This window comes from Micromonospora sp. NBC_00421 (assembly GCF_036017915.1).
Classification (GTDB): Bacteria; Actinomycetota; Actinomycetes; order Mycobacteriales; family Micromonosporaceae; genus Micromonospora.
On sequence record NZ_CP107929.1, the window covers coordinates 3,330,429 to 3,349,784 of the forward strand.

At 73.3% G+C, this 19,356-nt stretch carries 18 protein-coding genes and 1 riboswitch; of the genes, 2 read left to right on the top strand and 16 right to left on the bottom strand.

The features are described 5' to 3' along the window. Position 1 precedes the first annotated feature (1 nt). The 3 genes from ribD to rpe all read right to left on the bottom strand — a co-directional run bounded on the left by ribD (position 2) and on the right by rpe (position 3,078). Positions 2-1,063 carry a bifunctional diaminohydroxyphosphoribosylaminopyrimidine deaminase/5-amino-6-(5-phosphoribosylamino)uracil reductase RibD gene (gene ribD, locus OHQ87_RS13730; RefSeq protein ID WP_328348440.1) on the bottom strand — a complete coding sequence of 354 codons (1,062 nt, stop codon included), beginning with the start codon at positions 1,061-1,063 and terminating at the stop codon, positions 2-4. A gap of 140 nt (positions 1,064-1,203) precedes the next feature. After that, positions 1,204-1,374: riboswitch (FMN riboswitch) on the bottom strand. Between the two features lie 62 nt (positions 1,375-1,436). Continuing rightward, entirely contained in the window at positions 1,437-2,396 is a 960-nt protein-coding gene (locus OHQ87_RS13735) for a GGDEF domain-containing response regulator (RefSeq protein ID WP_328348442.1), read from the bottom strand. Between the two features lies 1 nt (position 2,397). Next, positions 2,398-3,078 carry a ribulose-phosphate 3-epimerase gene (rpe, locus tag OHQ87_RS13740; RefSeq protein ID WP_328348444.1) on the bottom strand — a complete coding sequence of 227 codons (681 nt, stop codon included), beginning with the start codon at positions 3,076-3,078 and terminating at the stop codon, positions 2,398-2,400. A 256-nt stretch (positions 3,079-3,334) separates the two neighbouring features. Here rpe and OHQ87_RS13745 point away from each other — a divergent pair, with 256 nt between their 5' ends. Together OHQ87_RS13745 and OHQ87_RS13750 are read left to right on the top strand one after the other, a co-directional pair. Further along, positions 3,335-4,225: a septum formation family protein gene (locus tag OHQ87_RS13745; RefSeq protein ID WP_328348446.1), complete on the top strand. Its 891-nt coding sequence runs from the start codon at positions 3,335-3,337 to the stop codon at positions 4,223-4,225. A 173-nt stretch (positions 4,226-4,398) separates the two neighbouring features. After that, positions 4,399-5,292, top strand: a complete 894-nt coding sequence (locus tag OHQ87_RS13750; RefSeq protein WP_328348448.1) for a septum formation family protein — start codon at positions 4,399-4,401, stop codon at positions 5,290-5,292. 273 nt (positions 5,293-5,565) lie between these two features. On the opposite strand, the gene OHQ87_RS13755 is transcribed toward OHQ87_RS13750, so the two are convergent. The 13 genes from OHQ87_RS13755 to OHQ87_RS13815 all read right to left on the bottom strand — a co-directional run bounded on the left by OHQ87_RS13755 (position 5,566) and on the right by OHQ87_RS13815 (position 19,221). Then, positions 5,566-7,101 carry an RsmB/NOP family class I SAM-dependent RNA methyltransferase gene (locus OHQ87_RS13755; protein ID WP_328348450.1) on the bottom strand — a complete coding sequence of 512 codons (1,536 nt, stop codon included), beginning with the start codon at positions 7,099-7,101 and terminating at the stop codon, positions 5,566-5,568. Continuing rightward, positions 7,098-8,024 (bottom strand): methionyl-tRNA formyltransferase, encoded by a 927-nt coding sequence (gene fmt / locus OHQ87_RS13760; protein ID WP_328348452.1) that lies wholly within the window; start codon positions 8,022-8,024, stop codon positions 7,098-7,100. Before fmt ends, OHQ87_RS13755 begins: the two co-directional genes overlap by 4 nt. A gap of 7 nt (positions 8,025-8,031) precedes the next feature. Then, positions 8,032-8,592 (bottom strand): peptide deformylase, encoded by a 561-nt coding sequence (def, locus tag OHQ87_RS13765; protein WP_328348454.1) that lies wholly within the window; start codon positions 8,590-8,592, stop codon positions 8,032-8,034. A gap of 195 nt (positions 8,593-8,787) precedes the next feature. Then, on the bottom strand, positions 8,788-9,771 hold the full coding sequence (locus tag OHQ87_RS13770) for an AAA family ATPase (protein WP_328348456.1): 984 nt from the start codon (positions 9,769-9,771) through the stop codon (positions 8,788-8,790). A gap of 191 nt (positions 9,772-9,962) precedes the next feature. Beyond that, the gene (locus OHQ87_RS13775; protein WP_328348839.1) at positions 9,963-11,984 is read right to left on the bottom strand and encodes a primosomal protein N'; all 2,022 of its coding nucleotides are present in this window, start codon (positions 11,982-11,984) and stop codon (positions 9,963-9,965) included. Next, positions 11,981-13,174, bottom strand: coding sequence for a methionine adenosyltransferase (gene metK / locus OHQ87_RS13780; RefSeq protein ID WP_328348458.1), 1,194 nt, complete (start codon positions 13,172-13,174; stop codon positions 11,981-11,983). The genes OHQ87_RS13775 and metK overlap by 4 nt, the downstream gene beginning before the upstream one ends. Before the next feature lie 89 nt (positions 13,175-13,263). After that, positions 13,264-14,472, bottom strand: a complete 1,209-nt coding sequence (coaBC, locus tag OHQ87_RS13785) for a bifunctional phosphopantothenoylcysteine decarboxylase/phosphopantothenate--cysteine ligase CoaBC (RefSeq protein ID WP_328348460.1) — start codon at positions 14,470-14,472, stop codon at positions 13,264-13,266. A gap of 14 nt (positions 14,473-14,486) precedes the next feature. Next, complete coding sequence (rpoZ, locus tag OHQ87_RS13790) at positions 14,487-14,750, bottom strand: DNA-directed RNA polymerase subunit omega (protein ID WP_007075826.1); 264 nt, start codon at positions 14,748-14,750, stop codon at positions 14,487-14,489. 128 nt (positions 14,751-14,878) lie between these two features. Beyond that, positions 14,879-15,379, bottom strand: a complete 501-nt coding sequence (locus OHQ87_RS13795) for a guanylate kinase (protein WP_328348476.1) — start codon at positions 15,377-15,379, stop codon at positions 14,879-14,881. Between the two features lie 25 nt (positions 15,380-15,404). Further along, the gene (gene mihF / locus OHQ87_RS13800) at positions 15,405-15,722 is read right to left on the bottom strand and encodes an integration host factor, actinobacterial type (RefSeq protein WP_067309448.1); all 318 of its coding nucleotides are present in this window, start codon (positions 15,720-15,722) and stop codon (positions 15,405-15,407) included. Positions 15,723-15,892: 170 nt separating this feature from the next. Then, the gene (gene pyrF / locus OHQ87_RS13805) at positions 15,893-16,735 is read right to left on the bottom strand and encodes an orotidine-5'-phosphate decarboxylase (RefSeq protein WP_328348482.1); all 843 of its coding nucleotides are present in this window, start codon (positions 16,733-16,735) and stop codon (positions 15,893-15,895) included. Between the two features lie 74 nt (positions 16,736-16,809). Next, positions 16,810-18,084 (bottom strand): adenosylmethionine--8-amino-7-oxononanoate transaminase, encoded by a 1,275-nt coding sequence (locus tag OHQ87_RS13810; RefSeq protein WP_328348483.1) that lies wholly within the window; start codon positions 18,082-18,084, stop codon positions 16,810-16,812. Between the two features lie 90 nt (positions 18,085-18,174). Next, complete coding sequence (locus OHQ87_RS13815) at positions 18,175-19,221, bottom strand: quinone-dependent dihydroorotate dehydrogenase (protein WP_328348484.1); 1,047 nt, start codon at positions 19,219-19,221, stop codon at positions 18,175-18,177. Between the last annotated feature and the right edge of the window lie 135 nt (positions 19,222-19,356).

The window sequence follows — 19,356 nt, forward strand, 5'->3', positions numbered from 1 at the left end:
CTCAGGCCTCCCTCTTCCGGGGCAGCGCGGTGATCCGCAGGTCGGACCCGACCCGGGTAACGTCGGTGAGTTCCAGATCGATGGCGTCGGCGATGGTCGTCACACCCGCGTCGATCAGCGCGGTCGGGCCGGCCCCGAGCAGCTTCGGCGCGACGTACCCGACGACCCGGTCGACCAGACCGGCGGCGAGGAACGCCCCGGCCAGCCGGGGACCACCCTCCAGCAGCGCCGCCCGTACCCCCCGGTGGTGCAGTTCGGCGAGCAGGGCCGGCAGGTCGACCCGGCCGTCCGGGCCGGCCCCGACCTCCGCGACGGTGGCGATCCAGGTCCGGGCGGCGCCGTCGCGGACCCGGGCGTCGGCCGGGGTACGGCCCGCGCTGTCCACCACCACCCGCAGCGGCTGCCGGATGGCCAGGGTGCCGTCGCGCAGGTTGCGGGCGGTGAGCCGGGGATCGTCGGCGAGCACGGTGCCCACCCCGGCGATCACCGCGTCCACCGTGCCGCGCAGCGCGTGCACGTCCATCCGGGCAGCCTCGGAGGTGATCCACATGCTGCTGCCGTCGACCGCCGCCGACCGGCCGTCGAGGGTGGCGGCATATTTCCAGATCAGGTAGGGCCAGCCGCGCCGCATCGAGGTCAGCCAGGCGATGTTGCCGGCCTCGGCCTCGTCGGCGCGTACCCCGAACTCCACCCGCACCCCGGCGGCGCGCAGGGTCGCGGCACCGCCCGAGGCGACCGGGTTGGGGTCGGGCACGGCGATGACGACCCGGGCGAGCCCGGCGCGGATCAGGGCGTGACTGCAGGGGCCGGTGCGACCGGTGTGGTCGCAGGGTTCCAGGGTGACCACGGCGGTGCCACCCCGGGCCCGCTCACCGGCCTGGGCGAGCGCGACGATCTCGGCGTGCGGGCCGCCGGTGTAGGCGTGGAAGCCCTCCCCGACGACGACGCCGTCCGCGTCGAGCAGCACGCACCCGACGACCGGGTTGGGGCTTGTGGTGCCGAGGCCACGGGCGCCCAGCTCGACGGCACGACGCATCGCCTCGTCCACGGAGACGCCGCCCATGCCCTGCCCTCTCACTCGCCGGTCCGCGCGCTGGCGGTACGGGAGGAGCCGGGCAGGCGGCGGCGGACCCGGGAACGGCAGGGCCGCCCCGGGGAGCCCACGCGCGGCGAAAACAGCGCCCGCGCAGGCCCGCCCCGCCCGCGCGCTGTCTCCCATCCGGACTTTCGGGGGTGCGGACGAACCGCTCCCCCACCGTCGGCCCCGGATTCTCACCAGGTCCACCGGGCGGCAGAGCCGTCCGGGTCGCGGGCTTACCACGTCTACCGTGGATCACCGCCGGTTCGGAATTTCACCGAGCCCCGCCAGCGCGTGGTGGGTACATGCGAAGTCTTACACATTCACCGGGGTGGTCCGCCACCTCCAGCGTGCTACTTCACACCCCGTCGGCGCGTCGGCGGTCCACCGCGACGTATGACCCCGGTTGGCTCTTGGCGACCGTTTTCATCTCACTGGCCACCGCGATCGCGTCCAGGGGGTCGGTGAAGCGCTTCCTGGCGTCCGAGAGCGAGACGCCTATCGACAGCGTGACCAGGGCGGCCCGTCGGATGTTGCCCCGGCGGTCCTTCAGCTCGACGAAACCGCGCTCCCGGTCGGTCGGGTCGTAGAGGGTGTCGGCGGACTTCTCGAAGTCGACCACCGCCCGGGAGGTCAGCGGACGGATCTGCTCGGGGGCGCAGACGATCACGAAGTCGTCGCCGCCGACGTGGCCGAGGAAGGCCGGCGGCAGCCCGATCGCGACCACCGCCCGGTGGAGGCTGCGGGCCAGCGCCGAGATGAACTCGTCACCCCGGACGAAGCCGTACCGGTCGTTGACGCTCTTGAACCGGTCGATGTCGATGTAACCGACGGCGTAGTCGACGCCGCTGCGTACCCGGTCGCTGATCTCCCGCCGGATCCGGCTGTTGCCGGGCAGGCCGGTCAGCGGGGAGACCTCGCGGAACTCCTTGTTGCGGCGCAGCGTGGAGCTGACCCGGGCCACCAGCTCGGCGGTGTCGAACGGCTTGACCAGGTAGTCGTCGGCGCCGGCGCTGAGCCCGTGGACCTTGTCCACTGTCATGCCCTTGGCGGTCAGCATGATCACCGGCAGCGCCGAGGTGATCGGGTTGGCGCGCAGCCGACGGGTCAGCTCCAGACCGTCGATGCGCGGCATCATCAGGTCCACCACCGCCAGGTCGGGCCGGTGCTGCTCGATCATGTCGAGGGCCTCCTGACCGTCACCGGCGTGCAGCACCTCGAAGCCGTGCAGCCGCAGGTTGAACTCGACGAAGCGGGCGATGTCCTCGTCGTCGTCGACGACCAGGATCACGTCGGGACGGTCGCCGGCGGGCTCCACCTCAGGCCCCGGGAGCCGCGCGCTCCGCGAGCCCACGCAGGCGGCGGACCGCCTCGGCCGGATCGGCCGCCCCGTAGACGGCGGTGCCGGCGACGAAGGCGTCCGCGCCGGCCGCCGAGGCCTGCTCGATGGTGTCGGCGGCGATCCCGCCGTCCACCTCGATGCGCAGTTCCAGGTGACCGCTGTCGACGTGCCGCCGGGCCGCCCGCACCTTGTCCAGCAGTTGCGGGATGAACCGTTGCCCGCCGAAACCGGCCTTGATCGTCATGATCAGCAGGGTGTCGAAACTGGGCAGCAGCTCCAGGTACGGCTCGATCGGGGTGTCCCGGTCGATGGCCAGTCCGGCCCGGGCCCCGGCCGAACGAAGGTCCTTGGCGAGGGCGACCGGGTCGTCGCACGCCTCGGCGTGGAAGGTGACGTTGTACGCGCCGGCATCGGCGTAGCCGGGTGCCCACCGGCGCGGGTCGGTGATCATGAGATGCACGTCGAACGGGAGCTGGGTCACCGCCCGCAGGCTCTGCACCACCGGCAGGCCGATGGTGAGGTTGGGGACGAAGTGGTTGTCCATCACGTCGACGTGCAGCCAGTCCGCGGCGCCCTCGACGGCGTGGACTTCATCGGCGAGGCGGGCGAAATCGGCGGCGAGGATGCTGGGCGCGATGATCGACGGCGGTACGGTCACGGGGCAAGTGTACGAACGCGGCCATCCGTCGCGGACGGCGCGGCACCATGGGCGACTACCTGTGATCCAGGCGTGACCCAACGTGCACAATCAGCACCCTTCGAGCCGGGATCGGGACTAACGGACGGCGGCGACTGGCCGAACGACCCGCAGACGGCAACACTCCATCGGGGACGGTCTTGTATGCTCCTCGCCCGGCGGAGGGCAACGCCATGCGGAGCGGCGACGGGCCGTCGACTCCCGGAAAGGGCGGACGATGCGACGGTGGCTCGTGGCGCTGGCGCTGGCCGGCGCGGTGACGGTGGCGCTCAGCGGTTGCGTGCCGCAGCACAGTGCCGATGGTGACCTGCTCGACGACTGGCCGGTGCTGCCGGTCGCCCAGGCGTTCGTGCCCGCCACCGACGCCTGCCTGCCCCGGATAACCCCGGTGGTCCAGGCCGGCACCTACGAGACGGTGGACTGCGCGCGCAGCCACCTGGCCGAGGCCATCCACGTCGGCACCTTCACCGGCGCGGTCGTCCGGGGTGACCGGCCCGAGCCCGGGTCCGCCGCGCTGCGCCCCGCCCGCACCGAGTGCGACCAGCGGGCCCGGGACGTACTCGGCGGCGACTGGCACTCCGCCCGGCTCACCATGAACATCGCGCTGCCGGCGAACTCGGCGTGGAACAGCGGTGCCCGTTGGTTCCGGTGCGATCTCAGCGAGACCGACAGCATCGACAACACCCGGCCGGTGAACCGCGTCGGCAGCCTGCGGGGGGCGATGGTCGGCGACAACCCGCTCACCCACCGCTGTTTCGATCCCAAGTTGATCGGCAACAACCTGAACTACATGGCGCCGGTGCTCTGCTCCGAACCGCACCGTGCCGAGTTCGTCGGCGTCTACCTGGAGCGCAGCGACCTGAGCTGGGCCGACTTCGGTCGCGCCAACCAGCGGGTGCACCGGCGCTGCATGGCGCTGATCGCCGGTTTCGCCGAGGTGCCCAACAACAGCGACCTGCCGTACCGGGCCGGGTCCATCTTCTATCCGCCGTCACAGCGGGAGTGGGAGGAGGGCGACCGGGGGATCCGCTGCTTCCTGTGGAGCGACGACCGGAAACTGACCCGTTCGATGCGCGGCGCCGGCCCGAAGGGGCTGCCCGCGATCTGAGCCCGGGTGTCGTATGCTGCCGCACCAGGGACGTCGATGCCCAGCACGCCCCCGTCGGGCGCTGGTACCGTGCCGGGCCGACGCCGCCGCAGGCCGCCGCAGACGGACTGGCCCGCCGGGATGCCGCGCTGGTGACGGGATGCCGCGCTGGTGACGAGCGAGGGGCGGGTGCGATGCGGCGGTGGTGGACGGCGCTCGCCGTCGGCAGCGCGGCGGCCCTGGTGTTGGCCGGTTGCGGCACCCCGACCGGGGTGGACGGTGACCTGACCGACGAGTGGCCGACGCTGCCCGTCCCACGGGTGTTCGTCCCCACCGAGGGTGCCTGCCATGCCGGGGTGCAGGACGTCGGCTACCTCAGCGGCTGGAACCCGGTCGACTGCGCCGGCACACACCACACCGAGACGATGCACGTGGGCACCCTGACCGGGGCATCCGGCCGGTCGGCCGCTCCCCCCGCAGCCGGCTCGCCCGCCGTCCGGGCCGCCCGCACCGAATGCGACCGCGAGGTACGCCGGGAGATCGGCGCGGACTGGCGGGCCGGCCGGCTCGGCCTGACCGTCGTCTTCCCGTCCCCACCGGGCTGGACCGGCGGGGCCCGTTGGTTCCGCTGCGAACTCGGCGAGATCAAGGGCATCGACGAGCCGGGGATCCGCCCGCGCACCGGGAGCCTGCGGGGTGCCCTGACCGGCGACAGCGCGCTGCGGCTCGGTTGCTTCGACCCGAAGGTCTCCCGGGACGACGTCCGGGCGATGAGTCCGGTCCCCTGCACCGCCCGGCACCACGCCGAGTTCGTCGGCGTCTGGCAGGCCCCTGACGTCAGCTACGCCGAGTTCCAGCGCTCCGGTGACCGGATCCACCGGGGCTGCCTCGACCTGATCGCCCGGCATACCGGCGTGCCGAACGACGGCGACCTGAAGTTCCGGGCCGGCTCGATCTACTACGGCCCGGCCGAGCGGGACTGGCGCAACGGCAACCACACGGTCCAGTGCTTCCTCTGGCTCACCGACCGCACCCTCACCCGCTCCCTCAGGAACACCGGCCCCCGTTCCCTCCCCCTCCGCAAATAACCCCTCCCCCTCCCCCTCCCCTCTCCGCCCCCGCCCCCGCCTCCGCCTGGTCGAACCCTCCAGCGGGGTTGATCAAGAGGTTTACGCCACCCCGCCCACCCCATCTGACGCAAACCTCTTGATCACCCGAACGAGTGGGGTGGATGAGGCGGTGATCAAGAGGTTTGCGTCAGGAATAGCGTTGTGGGTGACGTAAACCTCTTGATCAACGAGGTCAGGCGGGGGTGGGCAGGGCGGGGGGCGGGGGTGGGCGGGGCGGGGGGCGGGGGTGGGTCAGGTGCGGCGGAGGAGGGCCAGGAACATGGCGTCGGTGCCGTGGCGGTGGGGCCAGAGTTGCACGGTGGGGCCGTCGCCCAGGCCGGGCATGCCGGGTGGTAGCAGCGGGCGGGCGTCGACGAAGTCCGCCGGGACCCCGGCGCGGCGGGCGGCCTCGGTGACCGTCACGTGCGTCTCCACGGTGTGCGGGGAGCAGGTGACGTAGGCGACCAGACCACCCGGGCGGGTCGCCCGCAGCGCGGCGGTGAGCAGTTCCCGCTGCAGCCGGGTCAGCGGTGGCAGGTCCGACGGCTGCCGCCGCCAGCGCGACTCCGGCCGGCGACGCAGCGAACCGAGCCCGGTGCACGGGGCGTCGACCAGCACCCGGTCGAAGTGTCCTTCGGGCAGCTTGGGATCCGCCCCGACGGTCCGGCCGTCGGTGTGCAGCACGTTCACCGGCAACCCCCGCGTGGCCTGTTCGACCAGCCGGGCCCGGTGCTCCGAGATCTCCACCGCGGTCAACCGGGCGTCCCGCTGCGCGGCGAGCGCACCGAGCAGCCCGGCCTTGCCGCCGGGGCCGGCGCACAGGTCCAGCCAGCGACCGTCAGGGCCGTCCAGCGGCGCCGTCGCCAGCACGTGCGCCACCAACTGGGAACCCTCGTCCTGCACGTGCGCCCGACCGTCGGCTAGCGCCGGCAGGTCACCGGGGGCACCGCCGGCAAGGTAGACCGCGTACGGGGAGAACGCGCCGGGGGCGCCGCCGACCTCGTCGGCCAGCTCGACCGGGTCGGCCCGACCGGGGCGCACGCACAGATGCACCGGCGGGCGCTCGTTGTCCTCGATCAACAGGCGGGTGACCTCGCCCAGGTCACCGTCGAGGGCGTCGGCGAAGGCCCGCACGATCCACTGCGGGTGGCTGTAGGTGACGGCCAGGTGGCCGATCGGGTCGGCCGCCATCGTCGGGGCGAGCTTCGTCACCCAGGCGTCCAGGTCCTGGCCGGCCACCTCGCGCAGCACCGCGTTGGCGAAGCCGGTGGCGCCCGGTCCGACCGTCCGGACCAGGTCCACCGTGGACGACACGGCGGCGTGCGCCGGCACCCGGGTGTGCAGCAACTGGTAGGCCCCGAGCCGTAGCGCGTCGCGTACCGGCGGGTCGATCCGCTCGACGTCCCGGCCGGCTGCGGCGGTGAGGATCGTGTCCAGGGTGCCGAGCTGACGCAGGGTGCCGTAGGTCAGCTCGGTGGCGAAGGCGGCGTCCCGACCGGTCAGCCCCTCCTCGCGCAGGATCGCCGGCAGCACCAGATTGGCGTACGCGTCGTCGCGGTGCACCGCCGCGACCGCCTGGTACGCCGCGTACCGGGGCAGGTCCACCGCCGGTCGGACCGGTCGGCCGGGCCGCCGGTCGGCACCGCCCCGGTCTCCCCATCCGCCGGTGCGGGCGGTGCGGTCACCCCGGAAGCCACCGGAAGGCCGCTCCGACCGCCGGTCGTCACCACGCTGCTCGCGCCGCGCACCGTCGGCGGGGCGCTCGGGCCGTCGCGTCGGCCCGGTCATGCGAGCTCCTCCCCGACGCCCACCCGGACGCCACGCGCCCAGTCGGTCGCCGGCATGGCCTTCTTGCCCGCCGCGCGCACCTCACCGAGCTGCACCGGCACGGTCGCCGTGCCGGTCAACACGCGGGTCTTCTCCACCAACAGTTCTCCAGCTTTCAGATCGGGGCCGTTGCCGACCGGGGTCACCGGCCCGAGCTTGACCCGGTCGCCCCGGAAGGTCGTCCACGGGCCGGGGGCCGGGGTGCAGGCGCGGATCCGACGGTCCACCGCGAAGGCCGGGTCGGTCCAGCGCACCCGGGCGTCCTCCACGGTCAGCTTCGGGGCCAGTGAAACGCCGTCGGCGGGCTGCGGCTCGGCCCGGGCGGTGCCCGCCTCGATGGCGTCCAGGACGGCCACCAACAGCCCGGCACCGGAGTGGGCGAGGCGTTCCAGCAGGTCGCCGGAGGTGTCGGTGGGGCGGATCTCGTCGGTGAGCGTGCCGTAGACCGGACCGGTGTCCAGCCCTTGCTCCAGTTGGAAGACGCTGGCCCCGGTGAGCCCGTCGCCGTGCAGCACCGCGTGCTGCACGGGGGCCGCGCCCCGCCAGGCGGGCAGCAGCGAGAAGTGCAGGTTGATCCAGCCGAACCGGGGGATCTCCAGCGCCGCCGGGGGCACCAGCGCGCCGTACGCGACCACCGGCACGCAGTCGGGTGCCAGCGCACCCAGCCGGTCGAGGAACTCCGGCTCCCGAGGGCGGGCCGGGGTGAGCACCTCGACGCCGTGCTCGTCGGCCCAGGCGCCGACGGGCGAGCGGACCACGCCCCGGCCCCGACCGGCGGGCGCGTCGGGGCGGGTGACCACGGCCACCAGCTCGTGCCCGGAGGCGTGCACGGCGGCCAGGGCGGGGACGGCGACGGCCGGCGTACCGGCGAAGATCACACGCATCGGCCGGTCACCGACCCAGACCGAAGGGACTGTTGGCGGCGTGCGGGCTGACCTTGACCGTGGGCGGGGCGGCGGCGTCGTACCAGTCGGCCTGGCGGATCGCCTTCATCGCCTCCTTGCGCCCGGCCGGGTCCAACCGGTCGAGGAAGAGCACCCCGTCGAGGTGGTCGGTCTCGTGCTGGACACAGCGGGCCATCAGCCCGGTGCCGACGATCTGCAACGGGTCGCCGTAGCCGTTGAAGCCCTTGGCGATCACGTTCTGCCGGCGCTTGGTGTCGAAGTAGAGCCCGGGAATCGACAGACAGCCCTCCGGGCCGTCCTGCTCCTCGGTGTCGGGGAACTCCAGCACCGGGTTGACCAGGTGGCCGAGCACGTCGTCCACCTCGAAGGTGAAGACCCGCAGACCCACGCCGAGCTGGGGGGCGGCCAGTCCGGCACCGCCGCGGTCACGCATCGTGTCGGTGAGGTCGGCGACGAGCCTACGCAGCTCGACGTCGAAGTCGACGACCGGATCGGCCGGCGTGCGCAGCACCGGATCCCCGAACAGACGGATGGGCTGGACGGTCACGCGGGGTGGCTCCTTCATCGGGACGGCATGGTGCCGTACCAGTCTACGGAGTGTCGAAGGCGGCACCGCCCCGCGTACCGCGATGCGCCGGAACAGGGCCGCCGTTCCCGGGACTAGGCCGTGCCGCCGGGGACGGCACGCCACCGCCGGGGACGGGTCGCCGCCGGCGGCAGGGTCAGGCAGCGGGCACCGGGGTCAGGCGCTGGCGCCCGGCTCACCGGCCAGCACCGCGTCCCCGCCGAGCAGGGCGTGCGCGGGCAGCGGGAGCCGGGTGCCGTGGGCGGCCTCCCAGTCGTGGACGAGGCTCGGGCGGACCTGGGCGGCGAAGTAGTCGACCGCGCTCATCCCCCCGACGACCGGTTCGTCCACCTCGGCGACGAGCTGCGCGGGCACCAGCGGGAAGCCGTTGCGCAGCGCGGCGCTGAGCCGGCGGTGCCCGTCGACGACGAAGAAGTACTCGCCGGTGAAGCCGATCCGCAGCGGTTCGAGGGCCTCGTCACCTGCCGCCGCCAGCTCGCCGACGAACTCGGACTCCCCCAGCCCGCGCAGGGTGGCGACGTCCTCGGTCGGATAGACCCGGGCCGGGTCGAGCAGCAGCAGCGGCGGGGCGTCGCGCAGCACGTCGACGCCGAGCCGGCCCTCGTACGCGTCGACGATGTGCGTGATGACCTCCTCGGCGGAGGCCCGGGTGGTGTCGCAGACCAGGTCGTAGTTGCGCAGTCTGGCCTTGTCGACGCCGTACCGGAGGATGAACCGGTTCCGCTCGCTCTCGCTGCGCTCGCGCAGCTTGGCCTCCGCCTCGGCCAGCGAGGTGTAGCTCTCGGCCGGGCCGGAGGGGCGCAGCAGCACCCGCCGGGCCGCCTCGGCCGGCTCGGTGATCATGTGCACCTTGAGGGCGTCGGTGAAGAAGTGCCAGGCCAGCCGGGAGTCCATCACCAGCGACTCGCCCGAGGCGGCGATGTTCCGCTGGAGCTGGTCGACGTAGCCGTCGACAGCCTGGTCCAGCTCGGCGTGCAGGTTGAGCTGGAGCGCGGTCATCTGCCGCTCCTGCGCCATCTGCCGGTAGAGATCACCGACGCTGACCCGGCGCAGGCCCAGCCGCTTGGCGATCTCGACGGAGACGGTGCTCTTGCCGCTGCCGAGGTCACCGTTGAAGACGATCGACTGACGAACGGTCACCACTGGTCCACCCCTGCTCACCGGCTGCTTGACATCATCGATCTGGCGTCGGCCCGACGCGTTCCCGTCTTCGTCGCGCCATCCGTGCGCCCGGGTATGACGGGCGATGCTATCACGCAGGCCTCCCGCGCCCGCCGTACCCGGGGTGCGACGGCGGGCTGGCCAGGGGCTCGACCGAACTGACTGGCGACTCAGAAAAGGCTCAGCGGATCGACCTGGAGGCGGACCGGTTCGGCGGCCCGGCGGGCGCTGCGTACCCCGGCGGCGGTGTGCAGCGCCTCGGCCAGCGCGGCGGCCCGGGACCGGGGCACCCGGACCAGCATGCGCTCCCGGTCCTGGTCGGCGGGGACCGGGCCGAGCACCTCCGCCCCGTCGGGCAGCCGGGCCTGCGCCAGCAGGTCGGCCACCGCCTCCGCGCCGCCGGTGACGCTTGCCATCTTCACCGCCGGCGGGAAACCCAGCTCCCGCCGCTCGGCCAACTCCCGGGCGGCGAACCAGCCCGGATCCCAGCGCAGCAGCGCCTGCACCGGGGCCAGCGCGCCGTCGGCGACCACCACCACCTTCCCACCGGCCGAGGCGGGTCTGGCCAGGGCCGCGGCGGAGAGCCACCGCCGCAGGGTCTCCTCGCCGGCCCGCAGGTCGGCCCGGGTGAGCAACGCCCAGGAGTCCAGCAGCAGCACCGCGCCGTAGCCACCCTCGGCCACCGGTTCGGCGCCGGGGGTGGCGATGACCAGTCCGGCGCCGGCCGGGACGTCGGCCAGCACCTCGTCGCGGCCCGAGGTGCGCACCGGCACCCCCGGGAAGGCCCGACCCAGCTCCTCGGCGGTTCGTCGGGCACCGGTGACCGCCGCCCGCAGCCGCCGCCCACCGCACTGCGGGCAGGCGTACGCGGCGGTGACCCGGCCGCACCAGCGGCAGGCCGGCGGGGCGTCGGCGGCGCGCAGCGCCAGCGGGCCGGCGCAGTGCGGGCAGCGGGCCGGGGTCCGGCAGTCGGCGCAGGAGACCGAGGGCAGGTAGCCCCGGCGGGGCACCTGGACCAGCACCGGAGCGTCCGTACGCAGGGTGTCCCGGGCGGTGGTCCAGGCCAGGCTGGGCAGCCGGGCCGTCGCCGCCCCCGGATCGCGGGCCAGTTGCGGGTCGTCCCCGGTCGGGGCGATGGCCGGGGTACGCGCCCGCAGGGTCGCCCGCTCCGCGACCACCTCGCGGGCCCACCCGGTCTCCACCAGCAACTGCCCCTCGGCGGTCCGGGTCCAGCCACCGACCAGGGCGGCGGCCTCGGCGAGCCGGGCCCGGGTGAGCAGCACCTCGCGGGCGTGCGGGTAGGGCGCACGCGGCTCGGCGTGCAGGTCGTCCCCGTCGTCCCAGATCGCCACCAGACCGAGCCGGTCCATCGGGGCGAACATGGCGGCCCGGGTGCCGATCACCACCGGAACCTCGCCCCGCCGGGCGGCCAGGAAGGCGCGGTAACGACGGGCCGGGCCGAGCGCGGCGGAGAGGGTCACGTGCCGACCCGGGCCGAGCAACGCGGTCAGCGCCGCGTCGAGGCGGTCGAGGTCCCGGGCGTCGGCCACCACCACCACCGCACCCCGACCACCGGCGACGGCGGCGGCGACCGCGTCGGCGTACCGGGCCGCCCAGTCCTCCCCGGCCAGCGCCGACCAGACCGCCCGGGGTGCCCGCCCGTCGGCGAGCGCCGACAGGTAGGCCGGCCCGGCGGGGTAGTCCCGCCACCCGCGCGGGTCGACCGCGGCCCGGCCCGGGGGCACCGCCGCACCACCGCCCGGAGCGGTGGCAGCCGGAGCGGTGGCAGCCGGATCAGGGGTAGTGCGGGGTTCCTTCTCGACCCGGGCGTGTCGGGGCGGGACGGCCAGCCGGAGCACGTCGGCCAGGCTGCCGGCGTACCGGTCGGCGACCGCCCGGGCCAGCCGGGCCACCTCGGGGGCCAGCACCGGCTCCGCGGAGACCACCTTCTCCAGGTACGCGAGCCTGCCGCCGTGCGCCGAGGCGTCGACACGTTCCAGCAGCCAGCCGTCGACCAGTTGGCCGGCGAAGCGGACCTTGACCCGCACCCCGGGGACCGCGTCGGCGGCCAGGCCGGCGGGGACCAGGTAGTCGAAGGGCCGGTCGAGGTGCGGCAGCGGGACGTCCACACAAACCCGAGCGACCGGCGACCCTTCCGCGGGTCGCCGGTCGCTGGGCGTGGTGCCGGTCAGGCGCCCGCTACCGACTTCAGGTCGGCGGCCCGGTCGGTGCTCTCCCAGGTCAGATCCGGCAGCTCACGGCCGAAGTGGCCGTAGGCGGCGGTCTGCCGGTAGATCGGCCGGAGCAGGTTCAGGTCCCGGATGATGGCCGCCGGGCGCAGGTCGAAGACCTCGCCGACCGCCTTCTCGATCGCCGCCACCGGCACGGTCTCGGTGCCGAAGGTCTCGATGAAGAGGCTGACCGGGTGGGCCTTGCCGATCGCGTAGGCGACCTGCGCCTCGCAGCGCTCGGCCAGGCCGGCGGCGACCACGTTCTTGGCCACCCAGCGCATCGCGTACGCGGCGGAGCGGTCCACCTTGGACGGATCCTTGCCGGAGAACGCGCCGCCACCGTGCCGGGCGTACCCGCCGTAGGTGTCGACGATGATCTTCCGACCGGTCAGCCCGGCGTCACCCATCGGGCCGCCGATCTCGAACCGGCCGGTCGGGTTGACCAGCAACCGGTATCCGTCGGTGTCCAGCCCCAGGCTCTCCAGCTCCGGAGCGATGACGTGGTCACGCACGTCCGGGGTGAGCAGCGAGTCCAGCGAGATGTCCGCAGCGTGCTGGCTGGACACCACGACGGTGTTCAACCGGACCGGGCGCAGCCCCTCGTACTCGATGGTGACCTGGGTCTTGCCGTCCGGCCGCAGGTAGGGGATGGTCCCGTCCTTGCGCACCGCGGACAGTCGCCGGGCCAGCCGGTGCGCCAGCGCGATCGGCAGCGGCATCAGCTCCGGCGTCTCGGAGCAGGCGAAGCCGAACATCATGCCCTGGTCGCCGGCGCCCTGCGCGTCAAGCGCGCTCTCCGACGCCCCGGTCCGCAGCTCGAAGGCGTTGTCGACGCCCTGCGCGATGTCGGGCGACTGGGCGCCGATGGAGACGCTGACGCCACAGGAGGCGCCGTCGAAGCCCTTCTTCGACGAGTCGTACCCGATGCCGAGGATCGTCTCGCGGACGATGGTGGGGATGTCGGCGTACGCCTTGGTGGTCACCTCGCCGGCGACGTGGACCTGACCGGTGGTGATCAGCGTTTCGACCGCCACCCGGCTGTGCGGGTCCTGGGTGAGCAGGGCGTCGAGGATCCCGTCGCTGATCTGGTCTGCGATCTTGTCCGGGTGGCCTTCCGTGACCGATTCGGACGTGAAGAGGCGGCGTGTCACGGCACTCCTAAGCTCTTAAGATAATCGTTCCGCAGCAGTCTAGTCACCCTCGCGTACCGCTCACGACCGGGCGAGTCGGCATCCACCGTTCAGGACCGGTTCGCCCACCGGGCGAGCACGAGGTCCCAGACACGGTCGGCCAGGTCCTCCTTGGCCTGCTCGGGCAGCCGGTGCACGGCACCGTCGGTGCCGATCACGGTGGCCGCGTTGGTCTCGGCACCGAAGACCTTGTCGACGCCGACCTCGTTGACGACGACGAGGTCAGCCCGTTTCCGGGCGAGTTTGGCCCGGCCGTTGGCCTCGGCGTCGCCGGTCTCGGCGGCGAACACCACCAGCACCTGCTCCGGACGGCGGTGTCGGCCCAACTCGGCGGCGATGTCCGGGTTGGTGACGAGGGCGATGGTCGGCGCACTGCCGTCGTCCGACTTCTTGATCTTGCCAGTCGCGTAGGTCGCCGGTCGGAAGTCCGACGGTGCCGCCGCCATCACCACCGCGTCGGCATCGGCGGCGGCGGCCAGGGTCGCCGTGCGCAGCTCCTCGGTGGTGCCCACCCGGACCAGGTCGGCCCCGGCCGGGTCGGCCAGCGACACGTTGGCGGCGATCAGGGTGACCCGGGCACCGCGGGCGACGGCCGCGCGGGCGAACGCGTAACCCTGTTTACCGGAGGAGCGGTTGCCGAGGAACCGGACCGGGTCGAGGGGTTCCCGGGTGCCGCCGGCGGTGACCACCAGATGTCGACCCGCGAGGTCGGCGGGGGCGTCGACGCCCCGGGCGAGGGCCCGACGGGCGACCGCGAAGATCTCGGCCGGGTCGGGCAGCCGACCCTTGCCGCTGTCGGCGCCGGTGAGCCGGCCGACGGCGGGTTCGATCACCCGGACGCCCCTGGCCCGCAGGGTGGCCACGTTGGCGACGGTGGCCGGGTGCTCCCACATCTCGGTGTGCATCGCCGGCGCGAGCACCACCGGGCAGCGGGCGGTGAGCAGGGTGTTGGTGAGCAGGTCGTCGGCGAGTCCGTGGGCGGCCCGGGCGAGCAGGTCGGCCGTGGCCGGCGCTACCACCACCAGGTCGGCCCGCTGGCCGAGCCGGACGTGCGGGACCTCGTGGACCTCGGACCAGACGTCGTCGGCGACCGGCTGCCCGGACAGCGCCGCCCAGGTCGGCGCCCCGACGAAGCGGAGCGCCGACGCGGTCGGCACGACCCGGACCCGGTGGCCCGACTCGGTAAGGAGTCGCAGCAGCTCACACGCCTTGTAGGCGGCGATGCCACCGCCGACTCCGAGCACGATCTCGGCGGACATCGGGGTACGGGGGATTACGGCTGGTCGGTCGGCTCGGCGGTGAGCAGGCCCGCGTTGATCTCGCGCATGGCGATGGAGAGCGGCTTCTCCTGCGGGGTGGTCTCCACGAGTGGGCCGACGTACTCGAGCAGGCCCTCACCGAGCTGGCTGTAGTAGGCGTTGACCTGACGGGCGCGCTTGGCGGCGAAGATCACCAGCGCGTACTTCGAGGTGGTCTTCTCGAGCAGCTCGTCGATCGGCGGGTTGGTGATGCCCTCGGGGTTGGCGATGGATCCCACGAAATACCTCTACGTCTGAAGGTGTCCGCGCGAGCGCAGCTGGTCGCTCGAACATGGTCTGCGGTCGGACGGGTCTGCGGTCGGACGGATCTGCGGTCGGACGGATCTGCGGTCGGACGCAAGCCAGATTAGGACGAACCGAGCAAGCTTACCAGCTCAGCGGCGGCGCGCTCGGTGCGGTCGTGGTGCACGGTGCGCTCGGCGAGGATCGCCAGGGCCGGGGCCGGATGGTGTCCCGGCGGCGTCAGCAGCACCAGGCGGGCCTGCGGCAGGGCCGCGTGGACGGCGAGCGCGCCGGGCAGGTCCAGCGGGAGCAGCACCGGCCGCCCCCGCGCCAGTCGGTCGGTCACCGGGGCGCGCGGGGTGCCCCGGCGGTACGGGCCGGCCCGGGACCACTCGAGAAGCTCGCCCGCGGCAATCATCCGATCGAACTCGGCCGGCTCCCGAAAGAGCCGGTCGACGCCGTCGGACTCGCCCTGGCGACGCGGCCGGGTGGTCACCGGAACCGGCACCCACACGGACGGAGAACGCGCCCGGACCGCGTCGACCACACCGCCCCGACCGGCACCCGAAGGTCCGGTCAGGACGGTGAGCCGCGCCGCCGGGCACGCCTCGCCATCCGTGCTCACCGCTTGTTTCTACCTGCTGCGGCGGTCAGTTGGCGGCGAACTCTCCAAGCAGCGCCTTACGCTGCTGCTCGCCCAGACCACGCAGGCGGCGGCTGTCGGCGATCTTGAGCTTCTCCATGATCTGGGTGGCCCGGATCTTGCCGATACCCGGCATCGCCTGCAGCACGGCCGACACCTTGAGCTTGCCGACGACGTCGTCGGACTCGGCTCGCGCAAGGACGGCGGCCAGGGTGGTCTTGCCCTGCTTGAGCTGCTCCTTCAGCTCAGCACGGGCCTTGCGGATCTCCGCGGCCTTTTCCAGCGCGGCAGCGCGCTGCTCGGGGGTCAGTGACGGGAGCGGCACCAGTTCTCCTCAGGTCCCTATCGCGACGGGCGGAACGCACCGTCGCTCTGTGAAACGTGGTGTCGCTGAAAACCAAAGGGGTCCGTGGTTCCCAGCGCGGGGAAAACTAGCGTTCGGCGGAGCTTTCGGCAACGTGGACGCGCGATGATCAACGTAAAGTGACCGAGCCGTCAGTCAGTTTCGGCAGCCAGAATGTGCCGGCAGTCGGCCGCCACACGGTCCGCCGCGGCGCGCAGCGCGTCGGCGTCGGGGCCCGCGTCGAGCACCTCCCGGGAGTACGACGGCAGCACTGCGGAGAGGCTCGAACCGAACACGATCGGTAGATCCGTCGCCGTCGCGCCCTGCGCGCCGAGCCCCGGAGCGAGCAGCGGGCCATTGACCCGGGACAGGTCGTGGCCGGTGTCGCCGATGGTCGCGCCGACCACCAATCCGAAGCTGCCGAGCGGCTCCGCACCCCTGTTGAGCTGCGAAATCTCATCGATAACAAGCTGTGCGACGGTACGCCCACCGGAGGTGACCGCACGCTGCACCTCGGCTCCTTCGGGGTTCGAGGTGAGCGCTAACACGAACACTCCACCGCCGTGCGCGGCGGCAGACTCGAACATCGGGGCCAGCGAACCTACTCCCAGGTAGGGGCTCGCGGTGACGGCGTCGACATACAGCGGGCTGGATGGATCAAGGTACGCGGAGGCGTACGCCGCGACCGTCGAACCGATGTCGCCGCGCTTGACGTCGAGAAGAACGAGCGCGCCAGCCTCGCGTAACTGTCGGATAGTTGACTCAAGAATCCCCACTCCCCGGCTCCCGAATCGCTCGAAGAAGGCCGACTGGGGCTTGATCACCGCAACCCGGTCACCGAGCGCTTCCGCGACGGTCCGGGCGAACCGCTCCAAGCCGCTGACGTCGTCCGGCAGACCCCAGCGGGCCAGCAGTCCGGGGTGCGGGTCGATGCCCACGCAGAGCGGCCCACGCTCCGCCACCGCGCGGTGCAGTCGGGTTCCGAAGGTCTCCATAGATGCTCCTGTTCTCGTCTCCACCGACCGTGGCGGCGGTCGCCACCCCGGTCCGCTCCCTCCCCCGCCCGGCATCAGCCGGCCTCGACCGCAGCGGCGATCCCGGCCGCGATCAGGGCCACGTCCGCGTCCCCGGTCAGGTACGGCGGCATGGCGTACACCAGGTCACGGAAGGGGCGCAGCCACACGCCCCGGGCCACGGCGGCAGCCGTCGCCGCCGCCACGTCCACCTCGCGGTCCACCTGCACCACGCCGATCGCGCCCAGCACCCGGACGTCCGCCACGCCCGGCGCCCCCCGCAACGGCTCCAGACCGACGCGTAGCCCCGCACCCACCCGCGCCACCTCGGAGGCCCAGTCGCCGGCCTGTAGCAGCTCCAGAGAGGCATTGGCGACCGCACAGGCCAACGGGTTGCCCATGAAAGTCGGGCCGTGCGCGAGCACTCCGTCGGCGGCGATGCCCCAGGCCACCTCCGGGGTGCACAGCGCCGCCGCCAGGGTGAGGTAGCCACCGGTCAGCGCCTTGCCGACACAGAGCACGTCAGGGGTCACCCCGGCATGCTCGGCGGCGAACATCGTCCCGGTCCGACCGAACCCGGTGGCGATCTCGTCGAAGATCAGCAACACCCCGTGCGCGCGGGTCACCTCGCGCAGCACCCGCAGGTACCCCGGGTGGTGGAAGCGCATCCCGCCGGCACCCTGCACCACCGGCTCCACGATCACCGCGGCCAGTTCGTCGGCGTGCCGGGTGACGGCGTCGGTCAACGCCGTCACGTACGCCGGGTCGGGCGGGTCGGCGAAGCCACCGGGGGGCACCGGGGCGAAGACCTGCCGGGGCAGCGCCTCCCCCCAGAGATGGTGCATCCCACCCTCGGGGTCGCAGACGCTCATCGGATGGAAGGTGTCACCGTGGTATCCGCCCCGCCAGGTGCCCAGCCGGCGACGCTCCGGCCGGCCCGTGGCCCGCTGGTACTGCAGGCACATCTTGATCGCCACCTCGACCGACACCGAGCCCGAATCGGCCAGGAAGACGTGCTCCAACCCGTCCGGTGCCAGCTCGACCAGGGTCCCGGCCAGCCGGACCGCCGGCTCGTGGGTGAGCCCGCCGAACATCACGTGGCTCATCCGGCCGAGCTGGTCGACGACCGCAGCGTCCAGCACCGGATGCCGGTAGCCGTGGATCGCCGCCCACCAGGACGACATCCCGTCGACCAACTCCCGGCCGTCGACCAGCCGCAGCCGGACGCCCTCGGCGCTGTGCACCACGTAGGGCGGGTACGCCGGCGGCAACGCCGCGTACGGGTGCCAGACGTGGGCCCGGTCGGCGGCCAGGATCTCCTCGGGCGTCACGCGTGCTCCTTCGTACCCTCGTCGACCGCCACCGCGGCGGCCTCTACCGTGCCACGGGTACGACCGGGAGCGCCGGTCGTACCCGTCGGCTCACCGCCCGCTCACCGCCCGGTCGCCCGTCGGTGCGCCGGTCGACACCCGGGCGGCTGCCCGGACCAGTGCCGGCCCCCGGTAGATGAAACCGGTGTAGAGCTGGACCAGGCTCGCCCCGGCGTCGAACATCCGGGCGGCGTCGTCCGGATCGAGGATGCCGCCGACGCCGATCACCGGGAGCCGGCCGCCGGTCTCCCGGTGGACGAAGGCCACCATCTCCCGGGCCCGCCCGGTCAGCGGGCGACCGGACAGCCCGCCGGTCTGCACGCCGCGCTCCCGGTCGGCCGGGGCGAGGCCGTCCCGGGCCAGTGTGGTGTTGGTGGCGATCACCCCGGCCGCCCCCCGGGCCAGGCAGACCTCCAGCAGTTCGGCCACCGCCGGTTCGGTGAGGTCCGGGGCGATCTTCACCAGCACCGGCTTCTCCCCCACCAGGGTGGCCAACAGGGCGTCCAGGTGGGCCTTGTCCTGCAACGAGCGCAGCCCCGGGGTGTTCGGGGAGGAGACGTTGACCGCGAAGTAGTCGCCGTGCCCGCGCAACGCCCGGTAGGAGGTGAGATAGTCCTCGACCGCCTCGTCCAGCGGGGTCACCTTGGACTTGCCCAGCGAGATGCCCAGCGGCACCCCGAGCGGGCGGGGCAGCGCCGCCAGCCGGGCCGCCAGGGCCGCTGCCCCGGCGTTGTTGAAGCCCATCCGGTTGATCACCGCCGCGCTGTCGGGCAGCCGGAACAGCCGGGGCCGGGGGTTGCCCGGCTGGGCGTGCGCGGTGACCGTGCCCACCTCGACGAAGCCGAACCCCAGGGCCGGCCAGGCCGGCAGGGCCACCCCGTTCTTGTCCATCCCGGCCGCCAACCCCACCGGATTGGGGAACTGCACCCCGAACACCGTCCGAGGCGCCCGGTGCAGGTTGCGGGCCCGCAGCAACGCCAGCGCCGCCGGCCGCCGGGACAGGGTCACCAACCGCCGCAACGTCCACTCGTGCGCCGTCTCGGCGTCCCCGCCCCCGATCCGGAACAACGCCCGCCGCACCCCCTTCTCGAACATCACCACACCCCCACCCCCAACCCCCCGCTGACCGGGTCACGCCGGGCGTCCTCGTCGGTGATCAAGAGATTTGCGTCACCGCAGGGTGGGTCCGGTGACCAAAACCTCTTGATCACCGGGCGGAGCGCCGGGTGGGTT